At 73.3% G+C, this 21293-nt stretch carries 22 protein-coding genes and 1 pseudogene; 17 read left to right on the top strand and 6 right to left on the bottom strand.

Features of this window, described 5'->3' with window-relative positions:
* Nucleotides 1–16 precede the first annotated feature (16 nt).
* Both DQ392_RS20780 and DQ392_RS36240 read left to right on the top strand, forming a co-directional pair.
* Nucleotides 17–373: a DUF6463 family protein gene (locus DQ392_RS20780; RefSeq protein ID WP_114017149.1), complete on the top strand. Its 357-nt coding sequence runs from the start codon at nucleotides 17–19 to the stop codon at nucleotides 371–373.
* Nucleotides 374–493: 120 nt separating this feature from the next.
* Nucleotides 494–691, top strand: a pseudogene (locus DQ392_RS36240) (LysR substrate-binding domain-containing protein); the annotation flags it as partial.
* Between the two features lie 90 nt (nucleotides 692–781).
* On the opposite strand, the gene DQ392_RS34520 reads toward DQ392_RS36240, so the two are convergent.
* The 5 genes from DQ392_RS34520 to DQ392_RS20750 are packed head-to-tail and all read right to left on the bottom strand — an operon-like array spanning nucleotide 782 to nucleotide 5423.
* The gene (locus tag DQ392_RS34520) at nucleotides 782–1177 is read right to left on the bottom strand and encodes a hypothetical protein (protein ID WP_181856502.1); all 396 of its coding nucleotides are present in this window, start codon (nucleotides 1175–1177) and stop codon (nucleotides 782–784) included.
* Nucleotides 1174–1941, bottom strand: coding sequence for a class I SAM-dependent methyltransferase (locus tag DQ392_RS20765; protein WP_114017148.1), 768 nt, complete (start codon nucleotides 1939–1941; stop codon nucleotides 1174–1176). Before DQ392_RS20765 ends, DQ392_RS34520 begins: the two co-directional genes overlap by 4 nt.
* 19 nt (nucleotides 1942–1960) lie before the next feature.
* Complete coding sequence (locus DQ392_RS20760) at nucleotides 1961–2701, bottom strand: succinate dehydrogenase/fumarate reductase iron-sulfur subunit (protein ID WP_114017147.1); 741 nt, start codon at nucleotides 2699–2701, stop codon at nucleotides 1961–1963.
* Nucleotides 2698–4656, bottom strand: a complete 1959-nt coding sequence (locus DQ392_RS20755) for a fumarate reductase/succinate dehydrogenase flavoprotein subunit (RefSeq protein ID WP_114017146.1) — start codon at nucleotides 4654–4656, stop codon at nucleotides 2698–2700. The genes DQ392_RS20760 and DQ392_RS20755 overlap by 4 nt, the downstream gene beginning before the upstream one ends.
* On the bottom strand, nucleotides 4656–5423 hold the full coding sequence (locus tag DQ392_RS20750; protein WP_114017145.1) for a succinate dehydrogenase cytochrome b subunit: 768 nt from the start codon (nucleotides 5421–5423) through the stop codon (nucleotides 4656–4658). Before DQ392_RS20750 ends, DQ392_RS20755 begins: the two co-directional genes overlap by 1 nt.
* Nucleotides 5424–5519: 96 nt before the next feature.
* Here DQ392_RS20750 and DQ392_RS20745 point away from each other — a divergent pair, with 96 nt between their 5' ends.
* Both DQ392_RS20745 and DQ392_RS20740 read left to right on the top strand, forming a co-directional pair.
* Nucleotides 5520–6422 carry a LysR family transcriptional regulator gene (locus tag DQ392_RS20745; RefSeq protein WP_114017144.1) on the top strand — a complete coding sequence of 301 codons (903 nt, stop codon included), beginning with the start codon at nucleotides 5520–5522 and terminating at the stop codon, nucleotides 6420–6422.
* A gap of 66 nt (nucleotides 6423–6488) precedes the next feature.
* Nucleotides 6489–7298: an SAM-dependent methyltransferase gene (locus DQ392_RS20740; protein ID WP_114017143.1), complete on the top strand. Its 810-nt coding sequence runs from the start codon at nucleotides 6489–6491 to the stop codon at nucleotides 7296–7298.
* Nucleotides 7299–7568: 270 nt separating this feature from the next.
* Here DQ392_RS20740 and DQ392_RS20735 read toward each other — a convergent pair whose 3' ends face one another.
* Entirely contained in the window at nucleotides 7569–8201 is a 633-nt protein-coding gene (locus tag DQ392_RS20735) for a TIGR03085 family metal-binding protein (protein WP_114017142.1), read from the bottom strand.
* A gap of 94 nt (nucleotides 8202–8295) precedes the next feature.
* On the opposite strand from DQ392_RS20735, the gene hisI reads away from it, so the two are divergent.
* The 13 genes from hisI to DQ392_RS20675 all read left to right on the top strand — a co-directional run bounded on the left by hisI (nucleotide 8296) and on the right by DQ392_RS20675 (nucleotide 21229).
* Nucleotides 8296–8652, top strand: a complete 357-nt coding sequence (gene hisI / locus DQ392_RS20730) for a phosphoribosyl-AMP cyclohydrolase (RefSeq protein ID WP_114017141.1) — start codon at nucleotides 8296–8298, stop codon at nucleotides 8650–8652.
* A 37-nt stretch (nucleotides 8653–8689) separates the two neighbouring features.
* Nucleotides 8690–10207 carry an anthranilate synthase component I gene (locus DQ392_RS20725; RefSeq protein ID WP_114017140.1) on the top strand — a complete coding sequence of 506 codons (1518 nt, stop codon included), beginning with the start codon at nucleotides 8690–8692 and terminating at the stop codon, nucleotides 10205–10207.
* Nucleotides 10204–10965 carry a TIGR02234 family membrane protein gene (locus tag DQ392_RS20720; protein ID WP_114017139.1) on the top strand — a complete coding sequence of 254 codons (762 nt, stop codon included), beginning with the start codon at nucleotides 10204–10206 and terminating at the stop codon, nucleotides 10963–10965. The genes DQ392_RS20725 and DQ392_RS20720 overlap by 4 nt, the downstream gene beginning before the upstream one ends.
* A gap of 153 nt (nucleotides 10966–11118) precedes the next feature.
* Nucleotides 11119–11403: an HGxxPAAW family protein gene (locus tag DQ392_RS20715; RefSeq protein ID WP_114017138.1), complete on the top strand. Its 285-nt coding sequence runs from the start codon at nucleotides 11119–11121 to the stop codon at nucleotides 11401–11403.
* A 23-nt stretch (nucleotides 11404–11426) separates the two neighbouring features.
* Nucleotides 11427–11846: a DUF2752 domain-containing protein gene (locus tag DQ392_RS20710; protein WP_245981711.1), complete on the top strand. Its 420-nt coding sequence runs from the start codon at nucleotides 11427–11429 to the stop codon at nucleotides 11844–11846.
* 223 nt (nucleotides 11847–12069) lie between these two features.
* The gene (gene trpC / locus DQ392_RS20705; RefSeq protein ID WP_114017137.1) at nucleotides 12070–12879 is read left to right on the top strand and encodes an indole-3-glycerol phosphate synthase TrpC; all 810 of its coding nucleotides are present in this window, start codon (nucleotides 12070–12072) and stop codon (nucleotides 12877–12879) included.
* Between the two features lie 4 nt (nucleotides 12880–12883).
* Nucleotides 12884–13036: a tryptophan biosynthesis modulator TrpM gene (trpM, locus tag DQ392_RS36235; RefSeq protein WP_369126522.1), complete on the top strand. Its 153-nt coding sequence runs from the start codon at nucleotides 12884–12886 to the stop codon at nucleotides 13034–13036.
* A gap of 91 nt (nucleotides 13037–13127) precedes the next feature.
* On the top strand, nucleotides 13128–14366 hold the full coding sequence (gene trpB / locus DQ392_RS20700) for a tryptophan synthase subunit beta (protein WP_114017136.1): 1239 nt from the start codon (nucleotides 13128–13130) through the stop codon (nucleotides 14364–14366).
* Complete coding sequence (trpA, locus tag DQ392_RS20695) at nucleotides 14363–15175, top strand: tryptophan synthase subunit alpha (RefSeq protein ID WP_114017135.1); 813 nt, start codon at nucleotides 14363–14365, stop codon at nucleotides 15173–15175. Before trpB ends, trpA begins: the two co-directional genes overlap by 4 nt.
* A gap of 352 nt (nucleotides 15176–15527) precedes the next feature.
* On the top strand, nucleotides 15528–16259 hold the full coding sequence (locus tag DQ392_RS20690; RefSeq protein ID WP_114017134.1) for a DsbA family protein: 732 nt from the start codon (nucleotides 15528–15530) through the stop codon (nucleotides 16257–16259).
* A 96-nt stretch (nucleotides 16260–16355) separates the two neighbouring features.
* Complete coding sequence (gene lgt / locus DQ392_RS20685; protein ID WP_245981709.1) at nucleotides 16356–17408, top strand: prolipoprotein diacylglyceryl transferase; 1053 nt, start codon at nucleotides 16356–16358, stop codon at nucleotides 17406–17408.
* 108 nt (nucleotides 17409–17516) lie between these two features.
* On the top strand, nucleotides 17517–20600 hold the full coding sequence (locus DQ392_RS20680; protein WP_114017133.1) for a Na+/H+ antiporter subunit A: 3084 nt from the start codon (nucleotides 17517–17519) through the stop codon (nucleotides 20598–20600).
* Nucleotides 20597–21229 (top strand): Na(+)/H(+) antiporter subunit C, encoded by a 633-nt coding sequence (locus DQ392_RS20675; protein ID WP_114017132.1) that lies wholly within the window; start codon nucleotides 20597–20599, stop codon nucleotides 21227–21229. Before DQ392_RS20680 ends, DQ392_RS20675 begins: the two co-directional genes overlap by 4 nt.
* Nucleotides 21230–21293 lie beyond the last annotated feature (64 nt).

Genomic DNA, 21293 nt, shown 5'->3' with positions numbered 1-21293 from the left:
GCTTTAGGATCGCTCCATGAAGCGACGTTCAGCAGGATGGTGGGTCCAGGCGACGGCGGTCGGGCACGGGGCGATCGGCGCGGTGCTCTACCGCGACGTGCTCGCGGACATGGCCCGCGCCGGTGTGGTCGCCTCCGTGCCCGAGCGCGGCGACCGCGCCGCCGCCTTCTGGTTCCTGGCCGCGGCACCCGCACTGTGGATGGGCGGCCGGCTGCTGCGCTCGGCCGAGGAGCACGGGGACACCGCCGCGCAACGCACCGCGGGCGCCACGCTGGTGGGCGTGGGCGCGGTGGGTGCCGCGGCGATGCCCAAGGGCGGGTTCTGGCTGCTGCTGGGCCTCGGCGGCGAGGTGCTGCGCAGGTCGCGGGGGTAGTCCGGGGCACGGTCCGCACGCGCGGTTCTCCTCAGGCGAGCCTGCGCACACCCCGGACCAGCCGGTGTGCGAGTACACCGCCCCGGCCAGCGCTGAGCCGACCGCACCGCCCGCGACGCGCTCGTCGCGCTCCTCCCGCGCGGGCATCCGCTGGCCGGTGCGGGGCGGGTGGCGCCTGCCCGGCTCGCCGAGGAGGACATGGTCGACATGCCGTTGGGCTCCGGGATCCGCCGGCACACCGACGCGGCCTTCGCCGCCGCGGGCGCCACCCGTACCGTCGCCTTCGAGGCCGACACCATGGCGCTGCTGGAGCAGCTCGTGGCCCGCGGGCCTCGGTCTCGTGCCCGCGCGACCGCCGCACGGATGGGCGGCCTGCCCACCGTGCCCGTCACCGGGGTGCCGCCGCCCTCACCGCGGCGTCCGCGCCCCCGTGTCACCCGTACCGCTCGCGTTGCCCGCGTCGGCTGTGCCGTCTGCGGTGTCCGTGTCGTCTGCGGTGCCCGTGCCGCGTCGTCGGCTCAGCAGGGTCGTGCCCGTCACGATCAGGCCGACGGCCACGACCTTGGCGAAGCCGAAGGCGATCCCCAGGTGGTCGCCGGGCTGCCACGGGCCGAGGAAGAGGAACAGGGCGCCGACGGAGCCGAGCACGATCAGGACGGCGCCGCCGACCGGCCCCATGCCCGACCACCAGGTGTCGTCCTCCACCCCGTGGGTGGCCTCGGTGGGCTCGGGCCCGGGTTCGGGCTCGGGTCCGGAGGGCAGCGTCTCTGTCCGGGCGTCCGTCCGGGGCTCTTTCTCGGTCACGGGGTTCCCTTCTGCGGTGCTGGGCCGGCCGTGGCAGGCCGTTTGGTCGCGAGGAGGAGCCGGCAGCGCGGGGAGCCGTCCTCGCGCCGGCCCAGCGCGGGCAGCGCCCGCAGCGCGACGTCGAAGCCCGCCTCGTCCAGGTCACGGCGTACGGCGGCCAGTGGCCAGGTGCGGTAGTACATGACGAAGGGCGGCCGCCACACGGCGTTGCGGACGCGCATCGCCGCGTCGAAGCCGAGCAGCGAGAAGTAGGCCGCCGTCCCCGGGCGCGGCGGGGCGGCGAGCGGGAAGGCGAACGTGCCGCCCTCCCGTAGCACTTCGCGGACCTGGCCGAACAGGTGCGGCCGCTCGGCCGGCAGGAAGTGCCCGAAGGCGCCGAAGCTGACGACCAGGTCGAAAGTGGCCGGGCGGAACGGCAGCGCGTGGGCCTCGCCGCGCACCCAGTGCGCTCCTGGGTCCGGCTCGGTCGCCCACCGGAACCTGGCCTCGGCGAGCATGCCCGCGCTGAAGTCCACGCCCACGGTGCGCCCGCCGCACACCCGGCGCAGCACCCGGATGCCCGCGCCGGTGCCGCAGCACAGGTCGAGACCGTCGCCGAACGGGCCCTGCGGCGCGAGGGCTTCGGCCGCGGCGTCCAAGACCGCCTCGGGGGTGCGGTAGGACGTGTGGTCGAACTTCGGTGCCAGCAGGTCGTAGCCGTGCTGCACCGAGGAGAGGGCCTGGCGGGCCAGTTCGACAAGGGTGGGGCGCGAAGGATCACTCATCGTGCCCCGAGTGTAGGTGTCACCGTTTCGCGGCGGCCCGCAGGTACTCCCTGTTCATGGCGGCGATCGACGGCATGGGGATGCCCTTCGGGCAGGCGGTGGCGCACTCGCCGGCCAGAGTGCAGCCGCCGAAGCCCTCGACGTCCATCTGCTCGACCATGTCCAGTACCCGGCTCTCCCGCTCCGGCGCGCCCTGCGGCAGCACGTTCAGGTGGTTCACCTTGGCGGAGGTGAACAGCATGGCGGAGCCGTTGGGGCAGGCGGCCACGCACGCGCCGCAGCCGATGCACTCGGCGTGCGCGAAGGCCGCGTCGGCGGCGGGTTTGGGCACCGCTGTGGCGTGTGCCTCGGGGGCGGACCCTGTGGGCGCCGTGATGTAGCCGCCCGCGCCGACGACCCGGTCGAAGGCGGAGCGGTCGACGACGAGGTCCCTGACGACGGGGAACGCGGCGGCGCGCCAGGGCTCGATGTCGACGGTGTCGCCGTCCGCGAAGTGGCGCATGTGCAGTTGGCAGGTGGTGGTGCGCTCCGGGCCGTGGGCGCGGCCGTCGATGACCATGCCGCAGGCGCCGCAGATGCCCTCGCGGCAGTCGTGGTCGAAGGCGACCGGCTCCTCGCCGCGTTCGGTCAGGGTCTCGTTGAGCGTGTCGAGCATCTCCAGGAACGACATGTCGGGGGAGATGTCCTCCACCTTGTAGGTGACCATCTTGCCGGGCGCCTCGGCGCCGGGCTGCCGCCAGATCCGCAGGGTCAGGTTCACGTGTAGCTCCGCTGGGTGGGGTGGACGTAGGCGAAGTGGAGGGGCTCCGGGTGCAGTACGGGGGATCGGCCGGCGCCGGTGAACTCCCAGGCGGCGACGTAACCGAACTCCTCGTCCTTGCGGGCGGCCTCGCCGTCCGGGGTGCGGGACTCCTCGCGGAAGTGGCCGCCGCAGGACTCGGTGCGGTGCAGCGCGTCCAGGCACATGAGTTCGGCCAGCTCCAGGTGGTCGGCGATCCGGTTGGCCTTCTCCAGCGACTGGTTGAGGGCCTGGCCGGAGCCGGGCACCCTGACCCGCTGCCAGAACTCGGCGCGCAGCTCGGGGATGCGCTCCAGCGCCTTGCGCAGCCCTTCCTCGGTGCGGGACATGCCGCAGTGGTCCCACAGCAGGGCGCCCAACTCGCGGTGGAAGGATTCGGGTGTGCGGTCGCCGTTGGCGGACAGCAGCGCGTCGAGGCGGTCGGTGACCGCGCGGGTCGCCTCGTGGACGGCCGGGTGGTGCTCGCCGATGTCCTCGCGGTCGTCGTGCGGGTGGCGGGCGAGGTAGTCGCCGAGGGTGGCCGGGAGGACGAAGTAGCCGTCGGCCAGGCCCTGCATCAGCGCGGAGGCGCCGAGCCGGTTGGCGCCGTGGTCGGAGAAGTTGGCCTCCCCGACGGCGAACAGCCCGGGGACCGTCGTCATCAGGTCGTAGTCCACCCACAGCCCGCCCATCGTGTAGTGGATGGCCGGGTAGATGCGCATGGGCCGCGACCAGGGGTCCTCCGCGGTGATCCGCGCGTACATCTCGAAGAGGTTGCCGTACTTCTCCTCGACGGCCGCCCGGCCCAGCCGGGCGAGGGCGTCCGCGAAGTCGAGGTAGACCCCCTGTCCTCCCGGTCCCACGCCCCGCCCCTCGTCGCAGACGTTCTTCGCGGCGCGGGAGGCGATGTCGCGGGGCACCAGGTTGCCGAAGGAGGGGTAGAGGCGTTCCAGGTAGTAGTCCCGCTCGTCCTCGGGGATGTCCTGCGGGGCACGCGCGTCGCCGGGCACCTTCGGCACCCAGATGCGGCCGTCGTTGCGCAGCGACTCGCTCATCAGCGTCAGCTTCGACTGGTGGTCGCCGGAGCGCGGGATGCAGGTGGGGTGGATCTGGGTGAAGCAGGGGTTGGCGAAGTAGGCGCCCCTGCGGTGGGCCCGCCAGATCGCTGTCGCGTTGGAGTTCTTGGCGTTGGTGGACAGGTGGAAGACGTTGCCGTAGCCGCCGGTCGCCAGCACCACGGCGTCCGCGACGTAGGTGTCGATACGGCCGGTGAGCAGGTCGCGGGCGACGATGCCGCGGGCCCGCCCGTCGACGACCAGCAGGTCCAGCATCTCGGTGCGCGGGTGCATCTCCACCGTGCCGGCGGCGATCTGCCGGGAGAGCGCCTGGTAGGCGCCGAGCAGCAGTTGCTGTCCGGTCTGGCCGCGGGCGTAGAAGGTGCGGGAGACCTGCACGCCGCCGAAGGAGCGGGTGTCCAGCAGCCCGCCGTACTCGCGGGCGAACGGCACCCCCTGGGCGACGCACTGGTCGATGATCGCGGTGGAGATCTCCGCGAGCCGGTGCACGTTCGACTCGCGGGAGCGGAAGTCGCCGCCCTTGACCGTGTCGTAGAAGAGGCGGTACACGGAGTCGCCGTCGTTGCGGTAGTTCTTCGCCGCGTTGATGCCGCCCTGCGCGGCGACCGAGTGCGCCCGGCGCGGGGAGTCCTGGTAGCAGAACTGCACCACGTGGTAGCCGGCCTCGGCCAGCGTGGCCCCCGCCGAGCCGCCCGCCAGCCCCGTGCCGACGACGATGACGGTGTGCCTGCGCCGGTTGGCCGGGTTGACCAGCTTCGCCTCGAAGCGGCGCCGCGTCCACCGCTGTTCGACCGGCCCGTCCGGTGCCTTGGTGTCGGCGACGGGGGCGCCGGTCGCGTAGCGGGTGTACGGGGTGCTCATCACTCCACCAATCCGGTCATGACGCCGAGGGGGACGGACAGGAAGCCGGCGGTGAGCACCACGGCGAGCACCGTGGCGCCGCCCTTGCACAGCCGCGCGAGGCCCGGCCGGGTCACGCCCAGGGTCTGCGCCGCGCTCCAGAAGCCGTGCTGGACGTGCAGCCCGACGGCGAGCATGGCGACGCAGTAGATGACGTTCGTGTACCAGGTGCCGAATCCGGTGACGATGTTCTCGTAGGGGTGTTCTGCCTGGCCGCGCGGGTTGACGGTGCCCGTCGTCAGATCCAGCAGGTGCCAGACGAGGAACAGGGCGAGGATGATCCCGCCCCAGCGCATGGTGCGGGTCGCGTAGCTCGCGCGGTGCCGCCGGTGCCGGTAGGCGACGGGGCGGGCCGCGAGGTCGCGCCGGCTGAGCTGCCAGGCGCAGACGCCGTGCAGGACGACGGCCGCGAGCAGCACCACCCGCACCCCCCACAGGAACCACTCGTGGTGCAGCACCGGCTCACCGATGGTCCGCAGCCAGTGCGCGTAGCCGTTCATGTCCGCGGGGCCGAAGAACACCTTCAGGTTCCCGAGCATGTGCGCGACCAGATAGGCCAGCATGACCAGTCCGCTGACCGCCATGACCGCCTTCTTGCCGAGCGTGGAGCCCCACAGGGTCCGCAGGAGGCCGCCCCGCCGCGGCCGCGGGGGCGGGGTGGCCCGCGGGCTGGTCCGCGGGGTGGTCTGCCCGCCGGGGGAGGGAGGTGTGCGCGTTGCCGTCGCCATGGCCACGAAAGTAGGGAAGGCTCCGGGCATCAGTCCAAGACATGAAACGGCTGCTCACCATAGGTAGCGGCTATCGTGTTTCCGTATGCTGGCCCCATGCAGCTCCAGCAGCTCCGCTACTTCGTGGCCGTCGCCGACACCCGCCACTTCACGCGCGCGGCCCAGCGCGAGCACGTGGCCCAGCCCTCCCTCTCCCAGCAGATCCGCGCACTGGAGCGGGAACTGGGCGCCGAGCTCTTCCACCGGGCGCGCGGCCACATCTCCCTCACCGACGCGGGGGCCGCCCTGCTGCCGATGGCCCGCCGGGTGCTGGCCGACACCGAGACCGCACGCCGCGAGGTGCAGGAGGTCGCGCAGCTGCGCCGGGGCCGGGTGCGTCTCGGGGCCCCGCCCAGCCTGTGCACCAGCCTCGTCCCCGACGTGCTGCGCGCCTTCCACGACCGCTACCCGGGCGTCGACCTCGTCGTCCACGAGGACGGCTCCCAGGACCTGGTGCGGGTACTGGCGGAGGGCGAACTGGACCTGGCGCTGATCATCACCCCGCTCGCCGGGCAGGGGCCCGTGCTGAGCACCTTCGAACTGCTCAGGGAGGAACTGGTCGTCGTCTCCCCGCCGGACGAGCCCGCGCCGGTGCGCCGCTCCCGCATCCGCGTGGAGGACCTGCGGGGCCGCCCGCTGGCGATGTTCCGGCGCGGCTACGACCTGCGGGAGCTGACGGTCACCGCCTGCCGCGAGGCCGGGTTCGAGCCGGTCTTCGGCGTGGAGGGCGGCGAGATGGACGCCGTGCTCGGCTTCGTCCGGGCGGGTCTCGGACTGGCGGTCGTGCCCAGTATGGTCGCGGCCCGCTCGGGGCTGCGGGTCACCCGCTTCGCGCCCCCCGGGCTCCACCGCACCATCTCGCTCGCCCACCGCGGCGACGTCTCACCGACCCGCGCGGCCGGCGAACTCCAGCACATCCTGACCGAGCGGCTGACGACGGCGTCCCGGTCGGGCAGCTGACGGACGACAGCGAGCAGTTGACGGCATAGGTTGGGGGCAGCAACGCAGACGAACGGGAGTTCACTCATGGCGGATGCCCCTCGCAAGGCGGACCGGGCGGACCGGATCGACTCCTCCGTGCCGCACTCGGCACGGATCTGGGACTACTGGACCGGCGGCAAGGACTGCTACGAGGTCGACCGCGAGGCGGGCGAACGCATACGGGCCGTCTTCCCGGACATCGTGACCCTCGCCCGCGTCGGGCGGCACTTCATCGGTCGCACCGTGCGGTACCTGGTCGAGGAAGCGGGCATCCGCCAGTTCCTCGACATCGGGACGGGGCTGCCGACCGTCGACAACACCCACGAGGTCGCACAGCGGGCCGCCCCGGAGTCCCGGATCGTCTACGTCGACAACGACCCGCTGGTGCTCGCCCACGCCAACGCCCTGCTCACCAGCAGCCCCCAGGGCGCCACGGACTACATCGAGGCCGATGTCGAGGACCCGGTAACGATCCTGCGGGAGGCCGCCCGCACCCTCGACTTCGACCGGCCCGTCGCGGTGATGCTCATGGGCATCCTGGCGCACGTGGCCGACTACGACGAGGCCAGGTCGATCGTGCGGCAGCTGGTGGAAGCGCTGCCCTCCGGCAGCTACCTGGCGGTCCGCGACGGCACCGACACCGACCCCCGCTACGTGAAGGGCCTGACGGACTACAACCGCAGCGGCGCCGTGCCCTACCGGCCGCGCAGCCCCGAGCAGGTGGCCGGGTTCCTGGAGGGCCTGGACCTGGTCGAGCCCGGCGTCGTCTCCTGCCCGCTGTGGCGGCCCGAGGCGCAGGGCGCGGGCGCCACCGCGTTCTCCCCGCTCTACGGAGGTGTCGGCCGCAAGCCGTGAGCGGCCCGTCGGCCCCCTCGATCCTGTCCGCCCGACGAGCGGGGGAGCGCCAGGTCGGCGACGGCCGCGCGCGACGCCCGCCCGACGGGCGGCCGCCGCGCCGCCGGCGACACCGGTGAGCAGGGCTCTGCGGGAGGGGAGGCGCCGGGAGAGAGGAGAAGGTGAGGAGGCCGGGCCTCCGCACTCCGGGGCCACGGCCGCCCCTCCTCCATCAGGGGGGAGGCCCTGAACCCTCCCTGCCCCGGCTCTGGTTCGGCCCTCCGGCCCGTGTCACATGCCCAGCTTCGCCTGGCGCAGGCGGTCGACGGCCTCCTTCTCGCCGTCCAGTTCGACGTCGGCGTGCTCCTGGCGGCCCGAGGCGAGCAGCAGCAGCTCCGAGGGGGCCCCCACACCCGTGACGACGGGGGTGCCGCGGTGGGCGACGGCGGTCTGCCCGTTCGGCCGCCGCAGCACGAGACCGACGGGGGACTTGCGGCCGTACATCCGCGCCGCGGTCTCCAGGCGGCGCCACAGCGCGTCCTCGAAGACGGAGTCCAGCTCGCGCGGCGCCCAGTCGGGCTGCGCGCGGCGGATGTCCTCGGTGTGGAGGAAGAACTCCACCGTGTTCGCCGCCTCGTCCACCTGCTTGAGGGCGAAGGGCGACATCCGCGGCGGTCCGGTGCGGATGAGCTGGATCAGTTCGTCGTAAGGCTTCGCGGCGAACTCGGCCTGCACCCGTTCGAGTCGGGCGGCGAGCGGCTTGATCAGCAGGCCGCCCGCGGCGTCGCTGCGGCGCTCCCGCACGACGACGTGCGCCGCCAGGTCGCGGGTCTGCCAGCCCTCGCACAGGGTGGGGGCCTCGGGGCCGTGCGTCTCCAACAGATCGGCGAAAAGGAGTCGTTCTCGCTTCGCATGGGTCGACATGCCCGCCAGGGTACGGCGGGCACGCGGTGAGTGCCCGGCTGTGCGCGAGGTGTGTCCGCGGCCGCTGCCGCGCGGAGTGCGGGACAATGGGTCCATGTCCCAGCGCAGCTCCCTCGACCCCGCCGTCGCCGCCCGCCTCAAGCGCAACGCGGACGGCCTCCTCCCCGCGATCGCCCAGCAGTACGACACCGGGGAGGTGCTGATGCTGGGGTGGATGGACGACGAGGCGCTCCACCGCACCCTGACCTCGGGGCGTGCCACCTACTGGAGCCGCAGCAGGCAGGAGTACTGGGTCAAGGGCGACACCTCGGGCCACGTGCAGCGGGTCAGGTCCGTCGCGCTGGACTGCGACGCCGACACCGTCCTGCTCAAGGTCGACCAGGCCGGTGCCGCCTGCCACACCGGCGAGCGGACGTGCTTCGACGCCGATGTGCTGCTGTCCCACGGCTGAACGGGAGGCGCCGCGCCTCCCAGTAGGGTGAGGGGCCATGACGGCGCCCGACCTCGAAACGTTCCGCAGGCTCGCCAAGGACCGGCGGGTCATCCCCGTGACCCGCCGCGTGCTGGCCGACGGCGACACCCCCATCGCCCTGTACCGCAAGCTGGCCGCCGAGCGCCCCGGCACCTTCCTGCTGGAGTCCGCCGAGAACAACAGGACCTGGTCGCGGTACTCCTTCGTGGGCGTGCGCAGCGACGCCGCGCTGACCGTGCGGGACGGCCAGGCGCACTGGCGTGGCACCCCGCCGGTGGGGGTGCCCGTCGACGGCGACCCGCTGGCGGCGCTGCGGGCGACAGTGGAGACCCTGCACACCCCGCGCGACCTGCACGAGAGCGGGGATCTCCCGCCGTTCACCGGCGGCATGGTCGGCTACCTCGGCTACGACATCGTCCAGCGGCTGGAAAAGGTGGGCCACCACCCCGACACCATCGACGACCTCGACCTGCCCGAGCTGACGATGCTGCTCACCTCGGACCTGGCCGTGCTCGACCACCGCGACGGCACGGTTTTGCTGATCGCCAACGCGATCAACCACAACGACCTCGACACCGGGGTCGAGGAGGCGCACGCCGACGCCGTCCGGCGGCTGGACGCGATGGCCGCCGACCTCGCCCGCCCGGCACAGGTCGCCCCCGTCTCCCTCCCGCCGTCCGCGTCCCCCGACGCCGACGCCAGGTCGGGCGGCGCCACCTACCGGGCCTGGGTCGAGGACATCAAGGAGCGCATCCGCGGCGGCGAGGCGTTCCAGGTGGTGCCCTCGCAGCGCTTCGAGACCCGCTGCGGTGCGAGCGCGCTGGACGTCTACCGGGTGCTGCGGGCCACCAACCCGAGCCCGTACATGTACCTCCTGCGCTTCGACGGCTTCGACATCGTCGGCTCCAGCCCCGAGGCGCTGGTCAAGGTCGAGGACGGGCACGCGATGATGCACCCCATCGCGGGCACGCGCCCGCGCGGCGCCACCCCGGGCGAGGACACCGCGCTGGCGGACGAGCTGCTGGCCGACCCCAAGGAGCGGGCCGAGCACCTGATGCTGGTGGACCTGGGCCGCAACGACCTGGGGCGGGTGTGCGAGCCCGGCAGCGTCGAGGTCGTCGACTTCATGTCGATCGAGCGCTACAGCCACGTCATGCACATCGTCTCCACCGTCACGGGGCAACTCGCCCAGGGCCGTACGGCGTTCGACGCGCTGACCGCCTGCTTCCCCGCCGGCACCCTGTCGGGGGCGCCGAAACCGCGGGCGCTGCGGATCATCGAGGAACTGGAGCCGACCAGGCGCGGGGTCTACGGCGGATGTGTCGGATATCTCGACTTCGCCGGCGACTCCGACACCGCCATCGCCATCCGCACCGCGCTGCTGCGCGACGGGGTGGCGTACGTGCAGGCGGGCGCGGGTGTCGTCGCCGACTCCGACCCGGCGGCCGAGGACACCGAGTGCGCCAACAAGGCCGCGGCCGTGCTGAGGGCGGTCCGAACGGCCGAACGGCTCGGGGGTAGCGTGGAAGGGTGACTTCTCCATCCCCCGCTCCGGACGCCGAGACGGACCCGGCCGCCGAGGCCGACACCGGCACCCCGGCCGCCGAGGCCGACTCCGGCACCGGTGCCCCGGCCTCCAAGGGCGAGGCCGACGCCGGAACCGCGGCCCACGACGCCGGTGGCGCGCGCTCCCGCGCGCCCCGCCTCGCGCTCGCGGTGGCGCTGCTGTGCGGCGCGGTGGGCGCCGCGCTCGCGCTGGTCGCCGCGGGGCAGACGTGGAGCGAGTCGCGCGCCGCGTTCGCGCAGGGCACGGTGCCCGTCAGCGCCGAGGGCAGCGACGTCACGGGTCTGCCCAGCGCGCTCGCCCTGGTCGGCCTCGCCGCGCTCGTCGCCGTCTTCGCCGTACGCCGCCTGGGGCGCTACCTCGTCGCCGCGCTGCTCACCGTCTGCGGCGCTGCCGTCATGGCCGCCGCGCTGCTGGGCGCCGACGACACCGGGCCGCTGACCGAGCAGGCGGCCAAGACCAGCGGCCTGACGGACAGCGGGATCGGCGCCGTCGACGTCACCGCCTGGCCGTACGTCTCGGCAGCGGGTGGCGCGCTGCTGCTGCTCGCCGGCCTGCTGGCCCTGCGCTACGGGCGGACCTGGCCCTCCATGTCGGGCAGCGCCCGCTACGAGCGCGTGCCGCTGCGGCAGCGGGCCACACGCGCGCAGCGGGTCGACCCCGACCGTCCCGAGGACCTGTGGAAGGCCCTGGACCGCGGCGAGGACCCCACGCACGGCACCGCCTGAACCGCGGGCACCGGAAGGCGCGTGCGGACGCCCGGTGAGCCCCGCGTGGCCCGCACGGGCGACCCCCGTGCTGTCGCCGGGGCGGGGAAGGGGGAGAATGAGCAGGCAACGGGCCGGGTGGCCCTCTCTCACGTTGTGACTCAAGGAGTATTCATGGCGCACAGCCACGGACACACCCCGGCCGCCTGGACCGGCGTGCTCATCGCCTTCGTCGGTTTCTGCGTCGGCTCGGTCTTCACGGTGATGGCGCAGCCGGCCGGTGTGATCGCCGGGCTGGCCCTTCTCCTGCTGGCCGCCGTGGTCGGCGGCGTCATGAGCGCGATGGGGCTGGGTCAGGGGAAGTCGAAGGGCATGAACGCCGAGCAGGCCCGGGCGCACAAGCAGCAGCACGACGAGGCTCGCAGGACGCACGAGCCCCACGCCAAGGCGCACTCCTGAGGCAACGGCAGTACGCCGCGACGGTGCGGCACCGCCTGACCGGCGCGGTGCCGCGGCTGGCCGCGCCCCTCGGCTCCCTCGCCGCGGTGGGCGCGGCCTTCGTGTACGTGGCCGCCGTCGACCCGAACCAGCCGGGGCACTACCCGGCCTGCCCCTTCCTGGCCGTCACCGGGCTCTACTGCCCCGCCTGCGGCGGGCTGCGCAGCGCCCACGCCGTCGCCCACGGTGACGTGGTCACCGCGCTGGGCGCGAACGCGGCAGCCGTGCTCCTCTTCGCCGTCCTCGCCCTCGGCTGGCTGTACTGGACGATCAGGGCCGCCGGGGCGCGCTCCTTCGCCCTCCCGGTGCGGCCCCGGGTGTGGCACGCCTGGGCGGCGGGGGTGCTGCTGGCGGCGTTCACGGTTGTCCGGAACACGCCCCTGGGGACGGCGCTGACTCCGTGAGCCGCAGCGGCCCGCTGTGGCCTGTGGTGACGAGTGGTGACGAGACCGTCACCCGCAATACGTGCCGCGCCCTCGATTTGTCCGCTATGTGGGATTCGGTGCAACCGGATGCGAGACCTCCGTCCACCGGCGGATACCATCGCAGTGCCCCACCTGACCACCCTCCGCCGCCGGCGAGGGGGCTCGTCAGCCAGCCAAACCCAGCCAGCAAGGAGGTCGCTCGGTGAGTGTGCTCAACGAGATCATCGAAGGCGTACGTGAGGACCTCGCCGAGCGGCAGGCGCGCGTCAGCCTCGACGAGCTCAAAGAGCGTGCCGCCCGAGCGCCCCAGGCCAAGGACGGGCTCGCCGCACTCAAGGGCGACAGCGTCCGGGTGATCTGCGAGGTCAAGCGCTCCAGCCCCTCCAAGGGCGCGCTCGCCGCCATCGCCGACCCCGCCGGGCTCGCCGCCGACTACGAGGCGGGCGGCGCGGCCGTCATCTCCGTCCTCACCGAACGCCGCCGCTTCGGCGGCTCACTCGCCGACCTCGAGGCCGTCCGCGCCCGCGTGGACATCCCCGTACTGCGCAAGGACTTCGTCTTCTCCTCCTACCAGCTGTGGGAGGCCCGCGCGCACGGCGCCGACGTCATCCTGCTGATCGTCGCCGCACTCGAACAGGAAGCCCTCGTATCCCTCATCGAGCGCGCCGAGTCCATCGGGCTCACGCCGCTGGTCGAGGTCCACGACGAGGAGGAGACCGAACGGGCCCTCGACGCCGGAGCCAAGATCATCGGCGTCAACGCGCGCAACCTCAAGACCCTGGAGGTCGACCGGGGCAACTTCACCCGCATCGCCCCGGAGATCCCCGACCACGTCGTCAAGGTCGCCGAGTCCGGCGTGCGCGGCCCCCACGACCTGATCGCCTACGCGAACGAGGGCGCCGACGCCGTGCTGGTGGGGGAGTCCCTGGTGACCGGCAAGGACCCCAGGACCGCCGTCTCCGACCTGGTCGCGGCCGGCGCGCACCCGGCCCTGAGGCACGGCAGGGGCTGAGACCGTGACCGCCTCCGTCTCCCTGTGCTCCCTCGCGCTGGCGCGCGGATGCAGGCCGCGCGGCTGCCGTGCCCCCGCGCGGCGGGTGAGGGGGCGTTCGGTGCGGTATCACATCGGCTGCGAGCCCGGTGTGATCCGCGGCCGCCGATGGCGCTGACCTCTCCCCGCTCTCTCCCCCGGACTCCGTCCGGGGGAGAGAGCGGGGTCGGTGAACTCAGCGACAGCCCACATCAAGGAGCACCATCGGCATGCCATCCGACTACTTCGTTCCGGACCCGGAGGGGCTGAGTCCCAACATCTCGGGCTACTTCGGCGCGTTCGGCGGAAAGTTCATCCCCGAGGCCCTCGTCGCCGCCGTCGACGAGGTGGCAGCGGAGTACGAGAAGGCGAAGGCGGACCCTGCCTTCGCCGCCGAGCTCGACGAGCTGCTCGTCGACTACACGGGCCGCCCCAGCGCCCTGACCGAGGCCAAGCGGTTCGCCGAACACGCGGGCGGCGCCCGGGTGTTCCTCAAGCGCGAGGACCTCAACCACACCGGCTCCCACAAGATCAACAACGTGCTCGGCCAGGCGCTGCTCACCAAGCGCATGGGCAAGCCCCGGGTGATCGCCGAGACCGGCGCGGGCCAGCACGGGGTGGCCACCGCCACCGCGTGTGCCCTCTTCGGGCTCGAGTGCACCATCTACATGGGGGAGATCGACACCGAGCGCCAGGCGCTGAACGTCGCCCGCATGCGGATGCTCGGCGCCGAGGTCGTGCCCGTCACCTCGGGCAGCCGCACCCTCAAGGACGCCATCAACGAGGCGTTCCGCGACTGGGTGGCGAACGTGGACCGCACCCACTACCTCTTCGGCACCGTCGCCGGCCCGCACCCCTTCCCGCAGATCGTCCGCGACTTCCACCGCGTCATCGGCGTCGAGGCGCGCCGCCAGATCCTTCAGCGCACCGGACGACTGCCGGACGCCGTCGCGGCCTGCGTGGGCGGCGGCTCCAACGCGATCGGCCTCTTCCACGCGTTCCTGCCCGACACCGACGTGCGGATCGTCGGCTTCGAGGCGGCCGGGCACGGCGTCGACTCCGGCGAGCACGCCGCCACCCTGACGGCGGGCGAGCCCGGCATCCTGCACGGTTCGCGCTCCTACGTCCTCCAGGACGACGAGGGGCAGATCACCGAGCCCTACTCGATCTCCGCAGGGCTCGACTACCCGGGCATCGGCCCCGAGCACGCCTACCTCAAGGACAGCGGGCGCGGCGAGTACCGTCCCGTCACCGACGAGGCGGCGATGCGCGCACTGCGGCTGCTCTCGGAGACCGAGGGCATCATCCCGGCGATCGAGAGCGCGCACGCACTCGCGGGCGCCCTCGACCTGGGCCGGGAGCTGGGCCCCGAGTCCACCGTCTTGGTGAACCTCTCCGGACGCGGCGACAAGGACATGGACACGGCCGCGCGCTACTTCGGCCTCTACGACGGGGAGGACCAGGCATGAGCAGCGGGAACATCGCACTGCTGGATCAGACCCTGGCGCGCGCGAAGGCCGAGAACCGAGCCGCGCTCGTCGGCTACCTGCCCGCCGGATTCCCCACCGTCGAGGGCTCCATCGCGGCCTGCACGGCGCTCCTGGAGAGCGGCTGCGACGTCGTCGAGGTCGGGCTGCCGCACAGCGACCCCGTCATGGACGGGCCCGTCATCCAGACGGCCGACACCATCGCCCTCCAGGGCGGCGTGAAGATCGCGGACGTGATCCGCACCGTCCGCGAGGCACACGCCGCCACCGGCAAGCCGGTCTTGATCATGACCTATTGGAACCCCGTCGACCGGTACGGTCTCGAGCGCTTCGCCGAGGAACTGGCAGCCGCGGGAGGCGCCGGGTGCATCCTGCCCGACCTGCCCGTCGAGGAGTCCGACGGCTGGCGCAAGGCCGCCGAGCGGGCCGGCCTCGCGACGGTCTTCGTCGTCGCCCCCAGCAGCCGCGACGCGCGCCTCGCCCGGATCACCGAGGCAGGCACCGGCTTCGTCTACGCGGCGTCCCTGATGGGCGTCACCGGCACGCGTGAGTCCGTGGGCGCCGACGCCCAGGACTTGGTCTCCCGCGTCCGTACCGCCGCCGACCTGCCGGTCTGCGTCGGCCTGGGCGTCTCCACCCCCGCGCAGGCCGCGGAGGTCGCGACCTTCGCCGACGGTGTGATCGTGGGCTCGGCGTTCGTCAAACTCCTCCTGGCCGCGGACGACCTGGAATCGGGGCTCGCGGACGTCCGCGAGCTGGCGACCTCCCTCGCCGAGGGCGTCCGCCGCTGATCCGCCACGAGTGGCGGACGTGCGCCATGTGCGTCTGCCACTCGTGCCCTGGCCCCTGACGGCATGGTCTTCCCCTTCTGTCGTGAGGGTGCTCTCGGCCGTGGTTGGGGCGCTCCGCCCCCAAACCCCCGGGGCCTCGCCGGCCGGGCGTTGGGGCGGCTCCGCCCCCCAACTGCCCCCCGCTACGGGGGCTCCGCCCCCCCCTAGGAGCCCCCGTAGGGAGAAAGTGCTCCCTTCCATAGCGAGAGACGGCCCGGCGACTTCGTGGAGGGGGCGGGGCAACCCTCTATCTTTCGGGTGAAGTCATCACGTCGGCCCCCCGCCACCGGCGGAACCCCTCGTTGGGCCCCACGTGACTCACAACAAGACCTCGGCCCGCGACCGCTTGCGGGCCGAACAGCAGCGACACAAGACCTCCGAGAAGCGCCGCCGCACCGTCAAGGTCGCCGCGGCGGTGATCGGCGCGCTGGCGGTCGCCACGGGCGTCGGGGCGACCGTCGCCACCCAGACCGGCGGCGACGGGGAGGGCAGCAGCCAGTCCGCGAAGCCGATCACCGTGGGCGACAAGGGCGCGCCGGCCGAACTCACCGTCTACGAGGACTTCCGCTGTCCGGCGTGCGGGCAGTTCGAGAACACCTACCGCAGCACGATCAGGAGCTTGGAGAAGGCGGGCAAGCTGAGGGCCGAGTACCACCTGGTGGCGCTGATCGACAAGAACATGGGCGGCCGCGGCTCCCAGGAGGCGGCCAACGCGGCGGCCTGCGCCAGGGACCGGGGGAAGTTCGAGGCGTACCACGACGTGCTCTACCGCAACCAGCCGGCGGAGCAGGACGACGCGTTCGCGAGTACGAAGCACCTGATCCGGTTGGCGAAGAAGGTCGAGGGGCTGGTCTCTCCGGCGTTCGAGGACTGCGTGACCTCGGGGGAGCACGACGCGTGGGTGAACCGTTCCAGCGAGAGCTTCGGCGCGTCGGGCCATCAGGGGACGCCCACGGTTCTGCTGGACGGCAAGAACGTCTACGCCGACCAGTCGAACCCGCTGACACCGCGGAAGCTGAGGAAGATGGTGGAGCAGAAGGGCTAGCGAGGCTGCCGGCTCCGCTCCGCTGCGGCCGTTATGCAGCCGTTGTGCGGCCTGATTGCCCGGGGCGCCGCCGGGCACGGTAGCGTCGGGTGCGCCATGGAGACCCTTGCCTTTATCCCCAGTCCATCGGCCGGCGAGATCCATCTCGGGCCGATTCCGCTGCGCGGTTACGCGCTCTGCATCATCGTCGGCGTCTTCCTCGCCGTCTGGCTCGGTGGGCGCCGGTGGGTCGCTCGGGGCGGGCGGCCGGGGACGGTCGCCGACATCGCCGTGTGGGCCGTGCCGTTCGGCCTGGTCGGCGGCCGGCTCTACCACGTCGTCACCGACTACCAGCTCTACTTCGGTGAGGGCCGCAACCCGGTGGACGCCTTCCGCATCTGGGACGGCGGCCTGGGGATCTGGGGTGCGATCGCGCTGGGCGCGCTGGGCGCGTGGATCGGCTGCCGCCGTCGCGGTATTCCGCTGCCCGCCTACGCGGACGCCGTGGCGCCCGGCATCGTGCTGGCGCAGGCGCTGGGCCGCTGGGGCAACTGGTTCAACCAGGAGCTGTTCGGGCGGCCGACCGACCTGCCCTGGGCGTTGGAGATCGATCCGGCGCACCGTCCCGTCGACACCCCCGACATGGCGACGTACCACCCGACGTTCCTCTACGAGTCGCTGTGGTGCGTCGGTGTGGCGCTCGTGGTGATCTGGGCGGACCGGCGGTTCAAGCTGGGGCACGGCAGGGCGTTCGCGCTGTACGTCGCCGCCTACACCGTGGGGCGTTTCTGGATCGAGTACATGCGGGTGGACGACGCCCACCACGTGCTGGGCATGCGGCTCAACAACTGGACGGCGATCGTCGTCTTCCTCGCCGCGGCCGCCTACATCGCCGTCTCGGCGAAGAAGCGGCCGGGCCGCGAGACCGTCGTCGAGCCGGTCGAACCGGGGGACGGGGAGGACGGCGGAGGCGCCGCGGGCGACGCGTCGCGGGACGGTCAGGCGGAGGGCGCCCGCGAGCAGGACGCCCCGGCCGAGGACGCCACTGCCAAGAGCGCCTCGGCCAAGGACGCCGCTGATGAGGACGCCGACGGGCTCGACGAGACCGGCACGGCCGAGAGCGCCGCCGACAAGACGGCCGGCAAGACAGCCGACAAGCCGAAGGCCTGAGGCACCCGGCCCGGCGCGCCAAAGCCGCCTCCGTAGCGCGCGGCCACCCGGCGTGCACCGCAGGGCCGCCTGTCCGAATTGCATGGTTATGTATGCAATTCTCTGTGCGTGCTGTGGTTGATCGTCGTCCACTTCGCCGTCGCGTGCTGCGCCGGGCCACTGGTGCGGTGGCTGGGGCCGCGCGCCTTCCTCGCGCTCGCGGCGGCACCCGCGAGCGCGGCCGTGTGGGCGGCGGTGCACTACGGCGACGTCTCCGGCGGAGAGGCGCTCAGCGAGCACACCGCCTGGGTTCCCTCCCTCGGCCTCGACATCGCGCTGCGGTGCGACCCGCTCGCCCTGGAGATGGTGCTGGTCGCCGGCGGCGTCGGCGCCCTGGTGATGGTCTACTGCGCGGGCTACTTCAGCTCCTACGCGCCGCGGCTGGGCTCCTTCGCCGGAGCCCTCACCGCGTTCGCCGGGGCCATGCTCGGGCTGATCCTGGCCGACGACCTGATCCTGCTGTACGTGCTGTGGGAGCTGACCAGCGTCTTCTCCTTCCTGCTCATCGGCCACGACTCCGCACGCAGGACCAACAGGCGCGCCGCGCTACAGGCGCTGCTGGTCACCACGGTCGGCGGTCTTGTGATGCTCGTCGGGTTCCTGATGCTGGGGCACGCCGCAGGCACCTACCGGATCTCGCGGCTGGTGGCGGACCCGCCAGGCGGCGGGGCGCTCGTCTCGGGCGGCCTGGTGCTCGTCCTGGTGGGGGCGCTGTCGAAGAGCGCGGTGTGGCCGTTCAGCTTCTGGCTGCCGGGGGCGATGGCCGCGCCCACGCCGGTGTCCGCCTATCTGCACGCGGCCGCCATGGTCAAGGCGGGCGTCTATCTGATCGCGCGGCTCGCCCCGGGATTCGCCGACGTGGTGCCCTGGCGGGCGCTGGTGCTCGTGCTGGGCAGCGTGACGATGCTGATCGGCGGCTGGCGGGCGCTGCGCGAGACGGACCTGAAGCGGCTGCTGGCCTTCGGCACCGTCAGCCAACTGGGCTTCCTCACCCTGCTGGTCGGTGACGGCGACCGGAACGCCGAGCTGGCCGGCACCGCGATGATCCTGGCGCACGCGCTGTTCAAGGCGCCGCTCTTCCTCGTCGTCGGCGCCATCGACCACCACACGGGAACCCGCGACATCGACCGGCTCTCCGGGCTGGGCCGCGCCCTGCCCGTGCTGTGCGGTGTCGCGGTGACGGCCGGGCTGTCGATGGCAGCGCTGCCACCGCTGCTGGGGTTCGCCGCGAAGGAGGCGGCCGTCTCCGCGCTGCTGCACGGCGGCGCCGCGCACGCCTGGACCCTGGCGGCCGTGATCGCCGGGTCGGCGCTGACCACCGCCTACACGCTGCGCTTCCTGTGGGGCGCCTTCGCCACCAAGGGCGGCTCCCCGCCGCTGCAACCGGTCACCGTCGAGAAGGGCACCAGGACCTCGCTGCCGCTGCTCGCGCCGCCCCTGCTGTGCGCGCTGGCCGGGCTCGCGCTCGGGCCCGCGGCGGCGTGGATCGACCCGCTGCTGGGCCGGTACGCCGACAACCTGCCCAGCGAGGGCGCCCCCTACCACCTGGCGCTGTGGCACGGCCTCGGTCCCGCGCTGGGGCTCTCGGCGCTGGCCTGGGTGCTGGGCGTGGCGCTCTTCCGGGCCGGACGGCCGCTCGCGGACCTGGGCGACAGGATCTCCCAGGTCGACGGCGACCAGGTGTTCGCCCGCGCGCTGTGGGGTCTCGAAAGGCTCTCCCTCCAGGCCACCGGCGCCGTGCAGCGCGGCTCGCTCCCCGTCTACCTGGGCACCATCCTCGTCGTCCTGCTCGGCTTCGAAGGCGCGCAGCTGCTGGCCGACGGGCCGTGGCGGCAGTCGGAGGGGCTGCGCTGGTACGACTCCGTCCCGCAGCTCGTCGTGGCTGTCGGGGTCTGCGGCGTGGCGGTGCTCTGCGTCATCGCGCGGCAGCGGATGAAGGCGGCCGTGCTGGCGGGCGTCACCGGGTACGGGGCAGGGCTGCTGTACGTGCTGCACGGCGCGCCCGACCTGGCGCTGACGCAGTTCGCCGTCGAGACGGTGTCGCTGACGGTGTTCGTGCTGGTGCTGCGCAGGCTCCCGGCCCGCTTCCCCGACGGCCACCGGACCTGGCGGGTGCGGCGAGGCGTCCAGCTGATGATCTCCGTGGCCGCCGGCGGGCTCGTCGCCGGGCTCATCCACCTCTCCCTCGCGGCCAGGACGGGACCGCCCTCCGGCCCCGCGCTGCTGAGCGCGACCGCGCACGAGGACGTCAAGAACGTGGTGGCGACCACCCTGGTGGACCTGCGGGCCTGGGACACCATGGGCGAGTCCGCCGTGCTCGCGGTCGCCGCCGTCGGCGTCACCAGCCTGGTCTACCTGCGCCGCCGCGCCCGGGTGCCCGTCGCCCAGCCGGTGCCGGGATCCGAGGGCCCCGGCGGCGGACCCGCGCCCTCGGCCCCCGTCGCGGGCCCGGGCAGACCGTCCGTCGGCCCGCTGCGCACCCCGGGCTCCGCGAGCGTCGCGCTCGACCAGTCGGCCGCGGCCTCGGGCACGTCCGGCGCGGACAAGCCGGCGGCGGGCCGCTGGGACGCGTGGAAGCAGCCGGTCAGGGCCGGTGCGCGACCGTCCCGGGGCTCGCCCGTCGCCCCGCGCCGCACCTGGCTGGCGGCCAGCTCCACTCTCGCCCCGGAGGGGCGCTCGGTGATGTTCGAGGTGGTGGCCAGGCTGGTCTTCCACCCGATCCTGGTGCTCTCCCTCTACCTGCTCTTCTCCGCCGAGAACCTGCCGGGCGGCGGCTTCACCGCCGGGCTCGTCGCCGGGCTCGCGCTGGCCGTGCGGTACCTGGCGGGCGGGCGTCTGGAGCTGGCGGCCGCGGCACCCGTGGACCCGGGTTTCCTGCTCGGGCTGGGGCTGCTGCTGGTCACCGGCACGGGTCTCGCGGGCATCTGGCTGGGCGGCAGCGTGCTGCAAGCGGGCAAGGTGACCGGCGCGTTCTGGCCGGTGGGCCACTTCCACGCCGCCAGCCCCGTCCTCTTCGACACCGGCGTCTACCTGCTCGTCCTCGGCGTCGTCCTGGACGTGCTGCGCAGCCTCGGGTCCGAGATCGACCGCCGCATGGAGCGCGAGCGCGCCCGCCGCGAGGCGGACCGACCCTCGAAGGAGAGCGGATCATGACGGGGACGCTCGCCCTGGTGTGCTGCGGCGGTGTGCTGTTCGCCTCGGGTACGGCGCTGCTGATGGCCCGTCCGCTCACCCGCATCCTGCTCGGCATCGTGCTGATCGGCAACGGGGTCAACATCCTGGTCCTGGCCACCTCGGGGGCCGCGGGCCGCGCCGCGCTGCTGTATCCGGAATCGGATCCCGGCCGGATGGCCGACCCGCTGCCGCAGGCGTTCATCCTCACCGCCATCGTCATCACCCTCGCCGTCACGGCCTTCCTGGTGACCATGGCCTACCGCTCGTGGCAGCACTCGGGCAACGACGACGTCCCCGACGACATCGAGGACATCCGCGTCGTACGCCGCGCCACCTACGCGGAGGAGCGCGAGCGGTTGCGCGCCGCCTACCGCAAGCGCCGCCACGAGTACCGCGCGCTGGCCCGCGGCGAGGAGGAGCGGGAGGCCCGCGAGCACAGCGCCTACCAGCGGCTGGGCACCGCCCGCGACCGCTACCGGGAGATGCGCAGGCGCGCCCGCGCCGACGCCCGCGTCTTCCGCGCACGCCAGGCCCGCGCCGAGGAGACGGCCGAGGAGATCGAAGGGGAGGACGACCCGTGGCAGACCATCCTGGGCGCCGACCGGTGAGCGCCGAGCGGCGCCCGGAAAGCGCCGGCGCCGCCGCTCGGGGCGCCGCCGCATGGGGCGAAGG

Source organism: Streptomyces reniochalinae (genome assembly GCF_003323735.1).
Lineage (GTDB): Bacteria > Actinomycetota > Actinomycetes > Streptomycetales > Streptomycetaceae > Streptomyces > Streptomyces reniochalinae.
The sequence above is the reverse complement of the archived record's forward strand: the minus strand, read 5'-3'. Positions and strand labels throughout refer to the sequence as shown.

Coding starts and splice junctions, on each gene's coding strand:
- DQ392_RS20765 (WP_114017148.1), bottom strand. CDS start 1,941: ATGAGTGATCCTTCGCGCCCCACCCTTGTCGAACTGGCCCGCCAGGCC.
- DQ392_RS20740 (WP_114017143.1), top strand. CDS start 6,489: ATGGCGGATGCCCCTCGCAAGGCGGACCGGGCGGACCGGATCGACTCC.
- DQ392_RS20780 (WP_114017149.1), top strand. CDS start 17: ATGAAGCGACGTTCAGCAGGATGGTGGGTCCAGGCGACGGCGGTCGGG.
- DQ392_RS20735 (WP_114017142.1), bottom strand. CDS start 8,201: ATGTCGACCCATGCGAAGCGAGAACGACTCCTTTTCGCCGATCTGTTG.
- DQ392_RS20715 (WP_114017138.1), top strand. CDS start 11,119: ATGGCGCACAGCCACGGACACACCCCGGCCGCCTGGACCGGCGTGCTC.
- lgt (WP_245981709.1), top strand. CDS start 16,356: ATGGAGACCCTTGCCTTTATCCCCAGTCCATCGGCCGGCGAGATCCAT.
- DQ392_RS20755 (WP_114017146.1), bottom strand. CDS start 4,656: ATGAGCACCCCGTACACCCGCTACGCGACCGGCGCCCCCGTCGCCGAC.
- DQ392_RS20750 (WP_114017145.1), bottom strand. CDS start 5,423: ATGGCGACGGCAACGCGCACACCTCCCTCCCCCGGCGGGCAGACCACC.
- hisI (WP_114017141.1), top strand. CDS start 8,296: ATGTCCCAGCGCAGCTCCCTCGACCCCGCCGTCGCCGCCCGCCTCAAG.
- trpB (WP_114017136.1), top strand. CDS start 13,128: ATGCCATCCGACTACTTCGTTCCGGACCCGGAGGGGCTGAGTCCCAAC.
- DQ392_RS20745 (WP_114017144.1), top strand. CDS start 5,520: ATGCAGCTCCAGCAGCTCCGCTACTTCGTGGCCGTCGCCGACACCCGC.
- DQ392_RS20725 (WP_114017140.1), top strand. CDS start 8,690: ATGACGGCGCCCGACCTCGAAACGTTCCGCAGGCTCGCCAAGGACCGG.
- trpA (WP_114017135.1), top strand. CDS start 14,363: ATGAGCAGCGGGAACATCGCACTGCTGGATCAGACCCTGGCGCGCGCG.
- DQ392_RS20675 (WP_114017132.1), top strand. CDS start 20,597: ATGACGGGGACGCTCGCCCTGGTGTGCTGCGGCGGTGTGCTGTTCGCC.